The organism is Sporosarcina sp. P16b (assembly GCF_002743065.1).
Classification (GTDB): domain Bacteria; phylum Bacillota; class Bacilli; order Bacillales_A; family Planococcaceae; genus Sporosarcina.
Window position 1 is genome coordinate 67,048 of record NZ_PDYO01000010.1, and the last position, 13,177, is coordinate 80,224.

Sequence of the window (13,177 nt, forward strand, 5' to 3'; positions counted from 1 at the left end):
TCCGGGAAATGGATGTGATTTTAGGTTGGAATTTGAAGTACCATAATGTATACCTTAGTTAGACGCGTAACGCATTATACTTACTAAATAGTTTTCCATTTTTTCGATGACAATAAAAAACCCGCAGAAAACCTCTGCGGGATTAGTCTTATTCGATTCCTTTAATGACAATGTGTCGGTATGGGTCCTTTCCTTCCGAGAATGTCTCAATATCGAGTCTGAGTGACAACGCATTATGGATGACTTTTCTCTCGTAGGAAGGCATAGGTTCAAGCGCAACCTGACGTTTTGTACGTACTGCACGGTCCGCCATCCGATCTGCCAGTTGCTCGAGCGATTGCTCGCGGCGCTCACGGTAATCTGCAACATTTACTCTAACAATTTTGAATTGTTTTGTTGCTTTATTGGCTACGAGTTGCGCTAATTGCTGGATTGCATTAAGCGTTTGCCCTCTTTTACCTATTAAGAATGCGGCTTTATTACTTTCAAGCTGGAAGTTGATGTACTTCCCTTTGGTTTCGCACGTAATCACCAAGTCTTCAATGCCCATTTCTTTGGCCATGTCCTCAATGTACTGCTTCGTTTCTTCAATAGCATCTTTTTCATTGTGGATGTTGGTTTCCTGTACTCTTGTAATTTCCTTTGTATCCACGACGGGTTCCGATTGCTTGGCTTTAGTTTCAGGCTGCTGAACCACTTCCTGTGTTTCAGTAACGGAGGCTAATATTTCACTTTCATCTATAAGCGTCTGTGCTGGTTCAGTTACTCGTGTGACATGAAGTTTAGGCTCTGGCTCTGATTTCTCTAGGACGGTTACCAGGACTTCTGCTTGTTTTACACCAAAACCAAGAAAACCTTTCCTGCCGTTTTCCACTACCTGTACCTCTACTTGATCTTTTGTTACACCTAGGTCCTGTAAAGCTGATTCTATTGCTAGCTCAACGGTTGCTGCCCTTTGTGTAAGTTGTTTCATTTCTTTTTCCCTCCTGCTTTCACTACTTCGACGTTTTTTGGTTTATCGAACGGCTTGTAAATGAAAATGTTTTGGAGCAGTGAAATGATATTTCCGACGATCCAGTATAAAGCAAGAGCTGCCGGTAAGAATGAACCGAATACCATGATCATAAATGGCATGATGTACATCATCATCTTCATTTGTGGGTTATCCATTGCAGGTCCTGTACGTAGAACCGTTAATTGGAACAATCCAGCGATGATAGCAAATAAAATACTTGGTGAACCAAGTGCAACGCCTAGGAAGTTACCTAACTCAATCGTAGGTGTGGCATTCATCCGGCTGATGGCGTGGTAGAAACCAATAAATATTGGCATTTGGATGATAACTGGTAGACACCCTGCAACGGGATTGATCTTTTCGTTGATCATAATCTGTTGCATTTCCTCTTGATACTTTTTCTGTGTGACGGCGTCTTTTGATTTATATTTCTCTTTCAACGCTTTAAGTTTTGGTTGAATTTCCTGCATACGCTTCGAACTTTTCGTTTGTTGAATAATCAATGGAAGCAATGCAGTACGAATAATTGCCGTAACAACGATGATAGCTAGTCCATATGTTCCAAGCCAGGATTTGAATTTCATAATCAGTGTAACAAGTGGCCAAACAATATATTCGTTCCAAATTCCCGTACTCTCTGCCGTAATTGGCTTTTGGAATTCCGAACAACCTGCCATAAAGACGGCAACTACAACAAGTAGTGAAAGGAACACTAATTTCTTTTTCAATGTTTTTTCCCCCAAACAGTCGCAAGATCATTATAAAAGTTTTTTTCAGTGTAACATGATGTCTTTAATTGTCCTATATCTAGGTAGAGCTTTGATTTCACTTAAAGACTTTTGCAATTTTTAGAACATGTCTCAGATTTTTTTTGGCCGTATGGAAATCAAGCGTGGCGGCTTGATTTCTTGCGATAATAACATAATCTAGATCAGGCTTGATCTCATCATTCATTTCCAGAAACGACTGTCGAATATAGCGTTTAATCCTGTTACGCGTGACAGCATTACCGACCTTTTTGCTGACGGATAGGCCAATTCTGAACTCTTTCTGATCTTCCTTCTTATAGGTATAGACAATAAACTGTCGGTTAGCAAAGGACTTTCCTTTTTTAAATACCGTTTGAAATTCTTTATTTTTTTTTATTCGCTGGCTTTTTTTCACAATAACACCTGCTTTAATTTTCTACCGTCGTAATCTACTGATCCGCTATTATGGAAGAGACCCAATATTCTTTTCGAATCGCACGAATAGCTAAAAAAAAGACCACTGATGTCAGTGGCCTTATGCTGAAAGAACTTTTCTTCCTTTACGACGACGAGCTGCTAAGATTCTACGGCCGTTTTTCGAACTCATTCTTTGGCGGAAGCCGTGGACTTTAGCGCGTTTACGTTTATTTGGTTGGAATGTACGTTTCATTTCGTAAGACACCTCCTGCTTTGATTGTCTCTTTTCCTACTGTGACAGTCTTGAATAGTATAGCGATTCAGTAAAAGAATGTCAATGCTTTTCTATTCCTTCGTTTGGGATCCACTTGTAATAACTTTCACTTTCACTAAAAACTTATCCACAGAAGTAGAAAGTTTCATTCTGGATGAATTGTTCACGACTAAAATTGTGGATTTTTCAATCCGGCAATTGTCGACAAGTTTTTCACATATTCAGGCCTGTGGATAACCACTTTATACACAGTTAATGGGATTGTGCATAAATCATCAGACACCTTGTCAATAATCAGTTTCCCTGTTACAATTAAAAAGCTTTTGTTGTGTATATATTTTATAACCAAAATCTTATCCACATATGTGAATACAGTGTGGATAGTTTTTTCAACACTTTTCGATAATTTTTATCCACAGCCCTGGATACTGTGCATAAGCGGATTCCGGGCTTTTTAATATTTCATTGTAAAGGAGGCGCACGATTGGAAAATCTATCAGGACTATGGGAAGAAGTATTGAAGAATATTGAAGCTAGGGTTTCGAAGCCTAGTTTTGAAACGTGGTTAAAATCGACTAAATTGCTAACGTATGAAGCAGAAAATGCAACTATTTCTGTCCCAAACTCATTCGCCAAAGATTGGCTCGAAACGCATTACGTCCATTTAATCACGGGGATTTTATCTGAACTGACAGGTGAAGATCGAATCGTTGAGTTTATTGTTCCGCAAGACGTGGCAGAGAACGATATTAAATTGCCAAAAACACAGCCAAAACCAGTAGAAAAAACACCAATGGCCAACTCGGCTGGAATGCTAAATCCGAAGTATACCTTTGACACGTTCGTTATTGGGTCCGGTAATCGCTTTGCGCATGCAGCTTCATTAGCAGTTGCTGAAGCACCTGCCAAAGCCTATAATCCGCTCTTTATATATGGGGGAGTCGGGTTAGGAAAGACACACTTAATGCATGCAATCGGTCATTATGTACTGGAGCAAAATCCTGCATTGAAGGTTGTGTATTTATCATCTGAAAAATTCACGAATGAGTTTATTAACTCCATACGAGACAATAAAGCCGGTGATTTCAGAGACCGCTACCGCAGTGTAGACGTCCTGTTAATTGACGATATTCAATTCATAGCTGGAAAAGAACAAACGCAGGAAGAGTTCTTCCATACATTTAATACTTTGCATGAAGAATCAAAGCAAATTATCATTTCCAGTGATCGTCCACCAAAAGAGATCCCTACACTGGAAGATCGTTTACGTTCCCGCTTTGAATGGGGACTGATTACAGACATTGCACCACCTGATCTTGAAACGAGAATTGCAATACTACGTAAAAAGGCGAAGGCAGATGGTTTAATCGACATTTCAAACGATGTCATGTTGTACATTGCTAGCCAAATTGACACCAATATTAGAGAACTTGAAGGGGCGCTGATCCGTGTCGTCGCTTACTCTTCACTAGTAAATGCGGATGTCACTACTGATTTGGCGGCCGAGGCATTAAAAGATATTATTCCAAATTCCCGTCCGCGTATTATATCCATTCTAGACATCCAAAAGGCTGTCGGAGAGCACTTTAACATTAGGTTGGAAGACTTTGTAGCGAAAAAAAGGACCCGAGCTATAGCATTCCCACGTCAAGTTGCAATGTATTTATCAAGAGAACTGACAGACTCCTCTTTACCGAAGATTGGTTCAGAGTTTGGCGGTCGTGATCATTCAACTGTTATTCATGCGCATGAGAAGATTTCCAAACAGCTCGACGAAGACAAAGCATTGCTACAAGACGTCCAGGATATTAAAAAGGTTTTAGGAAGAGCCTAATGAACTGTGGATAACTGTGGACAAGTAGTGCAAGCTCATCCACTTGTTATGCACATGTGGGAAACTATGACTCTCATACATTTGAAAGGCTTTTCCACATATCCACAGGCCCTACTACTATTACTACTATATTTAATTACTTAATTATTATTATATAAGCGAGGTATTGATATGCAGTTTGAAATTATGAGAGATAGATTATTGGATGGATTAAGCGATGTTGTCAAAGCAATCAGTTCAAAAGTGACAACGCCTATTTTGACAGGTATCAAATTAGAAATTACTGAAAAGGGATTGACGATGACTGGAAGTGATTCAGATATTACGATATCCACTTTCATACCAGCAGAAGAAGACGGCACACAGATTATTCAAATGATCCAACCAGGCACTTTAGTGTTACAAGCAAAGGTCTTTAACGAGATTATTCGCAAACTACCAACGAATGAAGTGATGGTTGAGTTACGTGACGGAATGAAAACACATATTCGTTCTGGACAGTCCGAATTTCATATTATTGCCCAAAGTGCTGATGAATATCCTATATTGCCCGATGTAAAAGATGCAGAGCGTTTTGAAATGCCTGCTGACTTGATGAAATCACTTATTAGAGAGACGGTATTTGCAGTATCCCAACAAGAGACCCGTCCAGTTCTGACAGGTGTTCAATGGATTATGAAAGAGCAAGAGCTTTACTGCATCGCAACGGATAGTCATAGATTGGCCAGAAGAATCGTGACACCCGAGATTCAAGCAAGCTCACCATTTAATGCAGTTATTCCAGGAAAAAGTCTTCAGGAACTAAGCAAAATATTGCCTGACGACGCTACGACAGTAGAAATTTTTATTGCGAATCAACAAGTATTATTCAAGCTCCATAATGTCTTGTTCTATTCAAGACTATTGGAGGGGAATTACCCTGACACATCACGTCTAATTCCCACTGAATACAAAACATCCATTACGATAAATGGACGCAATTTATTGCAAGCGATTGATCGTGCATCTTTATTAGCTCGTGAAGATCGGAATAATATCGTGCACTTCTCAACAGACGGTAGTCCACATGTGCAAATCTCTTCTAACTCGCCAGACGTCGGAAATGTAGAAGAGTTGGTAGAAGCTGTGCATATCGAAGGTGAACCTTTGAAAATCTCTTTCAGCGCGAAATATATGATGGATGCCTTGAAAGCAATTGATGGCCAAGATCTAAAGATTCACTTCACTGGCAGCATGCGTCCGTTCATCTTGAAGTCAATTGATAGCGAAGCCATTCTACAATTAATTTTACCGGTTAGAACGTTTTAATCCGTAACTAAAGAAAATATCTCGCAATAAGGTAGTCAACATGTTGGCTACCTTTTTACTTATTGCAAAAAGTTAGGTAAACTAGAGGGACAGAATATTTTATGAGGGATTGAATTAAAAATGGAGACAGTACAGTTTGATACAGAATATATAACGCTAGGCCAATTATTAAAAATGACGAATGTTATTAGCTCAGGCGGAATGGCTAAATGGTTTTTAGGTGAAAACATTGTTTACGTAAACGGTGAACCAGAACAACGACGAGGTAAGAAATTATATGACGGAGATGTAGTAAATATTCCGGGTGCAGGAAAATTCAAACTGTCAGCGGATGAATCTGGACAGTCGGATGCATATTGATCGGCTTAAACTAACGAACTATCGAAATTATGAGTCCCTGGAATTAAAATTTTCGCCTACGATGAATGTATTGATCGGTGAAAACGCACAAGGAAAAACCAATGTCATGGAGGCCATTTATGTATTGGCGATGGCAAAATCTCATCGCACATCTAATGATCGTGAACTTATACGTTGGGAACAAGAGTGTGGTAAAATAGAAGGGGATGTCCAACGTAAATTTGGATATATGCCGTTAGAGCTGACGATTTCCAAAAAGGGAAAAAAGGCTAGAGTCAATCATTTGGAACAAAACCGTTTGAGTATGTACGTCGGCCAGATGAATGTAGTCATGTTTGCGCCTGAAGATTTAAATATCGTAAAGGGCAGCCCTCAGCTGCGCAGGCGTTTTTTAGATATGGAAATTGGACAGATCTCAAGAGTCTATTTGCACGACTTGGTCAATTTCCAAAAGATATTAAAGCAACGGAATGCCTTGTTAAAGGCAAATCGAGGTAAATTGGATCTTCAAGATGTTATGTTCGATATTTACACGGAACAGTATATTCAAGTGGCGGTTCAAATTATTCGAAAGCGTTTTTATTTTATGGAATTGCTACAAAAGTGGGCAAATCCGATCCATCAAGGAATTTCACGTGGTCTTGAAACACTAGAAGTTTCATATGGGACTTTAAAAGACCTACATTCTGGGCAGACTGCTGAAGAGATGGAGACAATTTTTGCCGATCAGTTAAAAAGTGTGCGAAGACGCGAATTAGAACGAGGACTTACATTGATAGGTCCACATCGTGATGATTTGCAGTTTTTTGTCAATGGGTACGATATTCAGACATTCGGTTCGCAGGGGCAGCAACGGACGACCGCCCTTTCTTTGAAACTCGCGGAAATTGAGTTAGTAAAACAAGAAGTGGGCGAGACTCCAATTTTATTGCTTGATGATGTGTTATCGGAATTGGATGATTACCGACAGTCGCATTTGCTCAGTACTATGCAAGGACAAGTACAAACATTTGTGACGACAACCAATATCGCGGGAATAGATCATAATACGATCCAGGAAGCAGCCATTTTTGAAGTGCATGACGGATCCGTTTCACAGAGAGAATAAATGGTTGTGGTTTGATAGTTTTGGAAAGGAAAGGAAAGGTGAAAACCTTGGCAATGGAAGAAAAGGATATGCAGACAGCTTATGATGCGAGTCAGATACAAGTGTTGGAAGGCCTTGAAGCTGTCCGTAAACGTCCTGGTATGTATATTGGGACAACGAGTGCAAAAGGGCTTCATCATCTCGTATGGGAAATTGTAGACAATAGTATCGACGAAGCTCTCGCAGGTTATTGTGACCATATTGAAGTAACGATAGAGAAAGATAACTGGATTAAGGTATCCGATAATGGTCGTGGAATTCCAGTAGGCATTCAGGAATCAACGGGTAGACCAGCTGTTGAAGTCATCATGACTGTACTCCACGCAGGGGGTAAGTTCGGCGGTGGTGGATATAAAGTTTCTGGCGGTTTGCACGGCGTAGGATCTTCAGTTGTCAATGCTTTGTCAGAGAAGACAGAAGTCTACGTTAAAGTGGATAAAAAATTATATGCAATTGAGTTTTCTAGAGGCCCTGTCTCAAAGGAGCTTGAAGTCATTGGTGAATCGGATGAGACCGGCACTACAATTCGTTTCAAGGCGGATCCCGAGATCTTTACCGAAACAACGGTATACGAGTACGGCATATTAGCAACACGTTTGCGTGAACTTGCCTACTTGAACCGTGGTCTGCGTATTACCATTACCGATGAACGTGGCGAAGAACCTGTATCCGAAGTGTTTCACTATGAAGGTGGGATTAAATCCTATGTCCAGCATTTGAATGAAAAAAAAGAGCCGATTTTTGAAGACCCCATTTACATTGAAGGCGAACGCGATGGTATTACCGTTGAGGTCGCTATGCAATACAACAGCGGCTACGGTGAAAACTTATTGTCATTTGCTAATAATATTCATACGTATGAAGGTGGAACACACGAGCAAGGCTTCAAAACTGCATTAACTCGCGTGATTAACGACTATGCACGTAAAAATGGCTTATTGAAAGAGTCAGAAGACAATCTGACGGGAGACGACGTGCGTGAAGGACTGACGGCTATCGTCTCAATCAAGCACCCTGATCCTCAATTTGAAGGCCAAACAAAAACGAAATTGGGTAACTCAGAAGTCAGCACCATTACGAATTCATTGTTTTCCGAAGCGCTGCAACGTTTCTTAATTGAAAATCCAGTAGTAGCGCGTCAGGTAGTTGGCAAGAGTACGATGGCGGCAAGAGCACGTATGGCTGCGAAGAACGCCCGTGAACTGACACGTCGAAAATCAGCGTTGGAAATCTCGAGTTTACCAGGGAAACTATCAGATTGCTCTTCAAGGGATCCAGCTATCAGTGAGTTGTATATTGTTGAGGGTGATTCTGCCGGAGGATCGGCGAAGAATGGTCGTGATCGTCACTTTCAGGCGATCTTGCCATTACGAGGAAAAATTCTCAATGTCGAAAAAGCACGTTTGGACCGTATTCTTGGAAACGCAGAGATTCGTATGATCATTACGGCACTCGGTACAGGGATTGGTCCCGAATTTAACTTGGATAAAGCTCGTTACCATAAGCTTGTCATCATGACAGATGCCGACGTTGATGGTGCCCATATTCGTACGTTATTATTAACCTTTTTCTTCCGTTTCATGCGTCCGCTAATTGAAGCAGGTTACGTATATATTGCACAGCCGCCACTTTATCGTGTGCGCTCAGGAAAAAGAGAAGAGTATTGTTACGATGAAGAAGCATTGCAGGAGATTCTGAGCAGTATGCCCGCCTCACCGAAGCCAGATATCACGCGATACAAAGGTTTAGGTGAGATGAATCCCGAGCAACTATGGGAAACAACAATGGATCCTGACAAACGCACATTCTTGCAGGTCCGTATGGATGATGCAGTGGAAGCAAATGAAACGTTTGAGGAATTAATGGGTGATGAAGTAGAGCCACGCAGAAAGTTCATTGAAGATAATGCAGTTTACGTGCAAAATATTGATACTTGATGAATCGTAAACGGCTTATAAAGCAATGACTGAACTTATAGATGTAAGTGGTGAAAGGAGCATGACAACATGGCAGATTTGCCAAAAGGCGGAGTGCAGGAAATAAATATTAATACAGAAATGAAGACCTCATTTCTAAACTATGCGATGAGCGTAATCGTTTCTCGTGCCCTTCCAGATGTTCGAGATGGTTTAAAGCCCGTACATCGCCGCATTTTGTATGCTATGCATGATTTGGGTATCACTGCGGAAAAACCGCATAAAAAGTCAGCACGTATCGTAGGGGACGTTATTGGTAAGTACCACCCGCATGGTGATAGTGCGGTATATGACACGATGGTACGGATGGCTCAAGATTTCAGTTATCGCTACATGCTAGTAGATGGACACGGTAACTTTGGTTCTGTTGATGGTGACGGAGCAGCTGCAATGCGTTATACAGAGTCACGTATGTCGCGTATCGCGATGGAATTGTTGCGTGATATCAATAAAAATACGATCGACTTCCAAGCAAACTATGATGAGCAGGAAAAAGAACCTGCTGTCTTGCCAGGTCGTTATCCGAATTTGTTGGTAAATGGTACATCGGGAATTGCCGTAGGTATGGCAACAAACATTCCACCTCATCACCTTGGTGAAACGATTGACGCTGTACTTGCTTTGGCAGAGAATAGCGCAATCACAACCGAAGAATTAATGGAAATCATTCCAGGCCCTGATTTTCCAACTGGCGGTATGATTTTAGGTCGTAGTGGTATTCGTCGTGCTTATGAAACAGGTCGAGGTTCACTAATTATTCGTGGAAGAGCAGAAATTGAGACGGCTGCAAATGGTCGCGAAACAATTATTGTCAATGAAATTCCTTTCCAAGTGAATAAGGCTAAGTTAATTGAAAAAATTGCAGAGCTTGTGCGTGATAAGAAGATTGACGGTATCACACACTTAGCAGATGAATCAGACCGTACAGGTATGCGTATTGTTATTGAAGTACGGCGGGATGCCAATGCCAACGTATTGTTGAACAATCTGTATAAACAAACTGCCTTGCAGACTAGTTTTGGGATCAATATGCTAGCACTGGTAGACAAGCAACCAAAAGTATTGTCATTGAAAGAAATTCTATACCATTACTTAGAACACCAAAAGGTAGTCATTCGCCGTCGTACACAATTTGATTTGAACAAAGCGGAAGACCGAGCACATATCTTGGAAGGGTTACGTATAGCGCTTGATCATATCGATCAGATCATTGCACTAATCCGTGCATCCAAAACAACGGCTGAAGCGAAAGCGAACTTAATGGAGACATTCGAGTTATCTGATCGCCAGTCTCAAGCTATACTTGATATGCGTTTGCAACGTTTGACTGGACTGGAACGAGACAAAATCGAGTCCGAATATCAAGAGTTGCTGACACTTATTGCTGAATTACGTGCAATTTTAGCGGATGAGTTAAAGCTAATTGAGATTATCCGTGAAGAATTGAATGAAATTAAAGAGCGTTTTGCTGATGAACGTCGAACAGAGATTATGCTTGGCGGTTCCGAAATGCTTGAGGATGAAGATTTGATTCCAGTGGAAAACTCCATTGTGACATTAACTCACCAAGGGTATATTAAGCGTCTGCCAGCCAATACGTATCGCAGTCAGAAACGTGGCGGTCGTGGAATCCAGGGGATGGGCACGAATGAAGATGACTTTGTGGAACACTTACTAAATACCTCCACACATGACACGATTTTACTATTTACTAGTAGAGGCCGTGTATTCCGTAAAAAAGGCTATGAAGTTCCTGAATACAGCCGAACTGCCAAGGGATTGCCAATCATTAACCTACTTGACTTCCAAAAAGGTGAAAAGGTTACGGCAATGATTCCGATTGATGAGTTTACTGAAGATCACTATTTATTCTTCTCAACAAGACAAGGTGTTATTAAACGTACGTCGATAATGGATTATGCCAATATTCGTGCAAACGGTTTAATAGCATTAGGATTGCGGGAAGATGATGAACTGATCTCCGTTAGATCAACTGATGGCACGTCAGATATTGCGATCTGTACAAAACACGGCATGATGATTCGCTTTGACGAGGAAAGTATCCGTCCGCTCGGCAGAACTGCTGCTGGTGTACGTGGTATCAGATTGCGTCAAGATGATGAAGTAATTGGCATGGATATCGTAGATGCGGGAGACGATATTCTTGTAGTTACGGAAAAAGGATACGGTAAACGCACACCTGAAAGTGAATACCGATCCCAATCACGTGGCGGTTATGGATTGAAAACAATGCATATGACGGATCGAAATGGTGCTATTGTTGCGATGAAATCGGTTAACGGAGAAGAAGACTTGATGTTAATAACGATTCACGGAATCTTAATCCGTATGTCAATTGGCGATATCTCTATATTTGGTCGATCTACACAAGGCGTACGACTCATTCGATTGGCTGATGATGAACGTGTAGCAACGGTCGCAAAGGTAGAAAAGGATGATGACCTTGGAGATGAGTTGGACGATGAACTAGAAGACCACTTGGAAGTAACTGAAGAACAACAACCAGAGACAGACACAGAGGACTAAAGAAAAGTTATTGAAGGGGCGTTATACGTCACTTCAATAACTTTTTTGCTTTTGGTAGGAGAATTTACTCAGATATCTATCCATATAATTGAGAATATTATATGATAATAGATAGAGCGAAGAGGAAAATAGGTGAAAACATTGGATGTTTACAAAGAGGTTAGTGAATTAAGACCGGGTAGTTTTCTAAAAGAGGATCTCTACGTTAATACAAGAAATCCAATAATGGCGAAAGGCACTAAGTTAATGCTAGAGCATTTTGAAATTCTCCATTCATTTGACATTACACGCGTGCTGGTCGAGTCAAAGGCACTCAGTAAGATAGAACAAGAATCGGTAGAGCAAGTGACTGATGTAAAGCTAACTCCAGAGGTAGAAAAGTTGATGAGCCAAAGCGCCCCAAAAAAATCGAGATCTTTGGAAGCGCTATACGATGAAGCGGTAGAATCATACAGAAAAGAATTTGTCAGCTATAGATCTGGCAAAAAATTAGATGTTGCGGCAGTTCGTACAATTGTTTTACCTTTGATTCAAGCATTTTTGGAGAATAAGGAATATGTCAGAAGACTAAATGGGTTTGCTACATTGCAAAACTATCGTGCACATCACTCCATCAGTGTGGGTATTCTAGCGGCCTTGATAAGTGAAGCAATGGGGTATCCAAGAGGGCAAGTGCTACAAATTGGTATAGCAGGCGTACTAGCAGACAGTGGTATGGCGAAAATTGATGAGAAGATTATTGATAAAGTGGCTTTCCTGACAAGTGAAGAGTTAAGTGAAGTGAAAAAACATGTCATTCACAGTTTTCAAATGGTCAACGACTCTCCATTGGTACGTCAGGAAATGAAAGTAGCAATCCTGCAGCATCATGAGCGTTTTGACGGTAGTGGTTATCCGAGGGGACTAAAAGGACAGGAGATAACAGAAATCTCTCAAATACTGACAGTGGCAGATGTGTACCACGCTATGGCATCCGAGCGGCCATACAGACAGAAGGAGAGTTCATTTAAAGTAATCGAGTTAATGAGGGAAGAAGAGTTTGGCAAGTTTGATATGAAGGTAATTGAAGTACTCCATGAATTAATCAACAAGCTGTCCATTGGAACAAAAGTAAAACTGACGACTGACGAAATAGCGGAGGTCATTTATTTGCACCGTGATTTCCCCTTACGTCCCATTGTTAAGATACTAGATACAGGCACACATGTTGATCTATCATCTAATAGAAAAATCTCTATTGTTAAGACCTTTTAATATAATAACTTAGTAAATGATATGGGAAATGAAGAAGGCCGAGCGGGTACGGGGCTATTACATTACGGTAATACAGTAACTTCATATCCGCGTATCGTTGTAGGTACGCGGTTTTCAATATCTATTTAAAAGAATTAATAAAAAGGCTTGCATTCCTATAAACGCGGTGGTATATTTATAAGCGTCGCATCAAGCAGTCGCGAAAACATCAAACTTAACAAGAAAAACTTTTTAAGTAAAAGTGTTGACAACAAAATGATGAGATGTTATTATTAGAAAGTTGCCTCTTACGAGAG

Annotated in this window: 11 protein-coding genes; 7 read left to right on the forward strand and 4 right to left on the reverse strand. The window is 40.7% G+C overall.

The window, feature by feature from the left end:
• Positions 1-148: 148 nt before the first annotated feature.
• The 4 genes from jag to rpmH all read right to left on the reverse strand — a co-directional run bounded on the left by jag (position 149) and on the right by rpmH (position 2,434).
• Entirely contained in the window at positions 149-973 is an 825-nt protein-coding gene (gene jag / locus CSV77_RS11965) for an RNA-binding cell elongation regulator Jag/EloR (RefSeq protein WP_099673598.1), read from the reverse strand.
• A complete protein-coding gene (yidC, locus tag CSV77_RS11970) occupies positions 970-1,743 on the reverse strand; it encodes a membrane protein insertase YidC (RefSeq protein ID WP_099632560.1) in 774 nt (257 codons plus the stop codon). The genes jag and yidC overlap by 4 nt, the downstream gene beginning before the upstream one ends.
• A gap of 97 nt (positions 1,744-1,840) precedes the next feature.
• On the reverse strand, positions 1,841-2,179 hold the full coding sequence (gene rnpA, locus CSV77_RS11975; protein WP_099673599.1) for a ribonuclease P protein component: 339 nt from the start codon (positions 2,177-2,179) through the stop codon (positions 1,841-1,843).
• A 120-nt stretch (positions 2,180-2,299) separates the two neighbouring features.
• A complete protein-coding gene (gene rpmH, locus CSV77_RS11980; protein WP_029054388.1) occupies positions 2,300-2,434 on the reverse strand; it encodes a 50S ribosomal protein L34 in 135 nt (44 codons plus the stop codon).
• 505 nt (positions 2,435-2,939) lie between these two features.
• Here rpmH and dnaA point away from each other — a divergent pair.
• The 7 genes from dnaA to CSV77_RS12015 all read left to right on the forward strand — a co-directional run bounded on the left by dnaA (position 2,940) and on the right by CSV77_RS12015 (position 12,881).
• Complete coding sequence (gene dnaA, locus CSV77_RS11985; protein WP_099673600.1) at positions 2,940-4,289, forward strand: chromosomal replication initiator protein DnaA; 1,350 nt, start codon at positions 2,940-2,942, stop codon at positions 4,287-4,289.
• A gap of 171 nt (positions 4,290-4,460) precedes the next feature.
• Positions 4,461-5,597, forward strand: a complete 1,137-nt coding sequence (dnaN, locus tag CSV77_RS11990; RefSeq protein ID WP_099632557.1) for a DNA polymerase III subunit beta — start codon at positions 4,461-4,463, stop codon at positions 5,595-5,597.
• Between the two features lie 120 nt (positions 5,598-5,717).
• Entirely contained in the window at positions 5,718-5,957 is a 240-nt protein-coding gene (gene yaaA, locus CSV77_RS11995) for a S4 domain-containing protein YaaA (RefSeq protein ID WP_099632556.1), read from the forward strand.
• On the forward strand, positions 5,947-7,065 hold the full coding sequence (gene recF / locus CSV77_RS12000; RefSeq protein WP_099673601.1) for a DNA replication/repair protein RecF: 1,119 nt from the start codon (positions 5,947-5,949) through the stop codon (positions 7,063-7,065). Before yaaA ends, recF begins: the two co-directional genes overlap by 11 nt.
• A gap of 53 nt (positions 7,066-7,118) precedes the next feature.
• Positions 7,119-9,041, forward strand: a complete 1,923-nt coding sequence (gene gyrB, locus CSV77_RS12005; RefSeq protein ID WP_233191657.1) for a DNA topoisomerase (ATP-hydrolyzing) subunit B — start codon at positions 7,119-7,121, stop codon at positions 9,039-9,041.
• 69 nt (positions 9,042-9,110) lie between these two features.
• Complete coding sequence (gene gyrA, locus CSV77_RS12010) at positions 9,111-11,627, forward strand: DNA gyrase subunit A (RefSeq protein ID WP_099673603.1); 2,517 nt, start codon at positions 9,111-9,113, stop codon at positions 11,625-11,627.
• A 132-nt stretch (positions 11,628-11,759) separates the two neighbouring features.
• Positions 11,760-12,881, forward strand: coding sequence for an HD-GYP domain-containing protein (locus CSV77_RS12015; RefSeq protein WP_099673604.1), 1,122 nt, complete (start codon positions 11,760-11,762; stop codon positions 12,879-12,881).
• Positions 12,882-13,177: the final 296 nt, after the last annotated feature.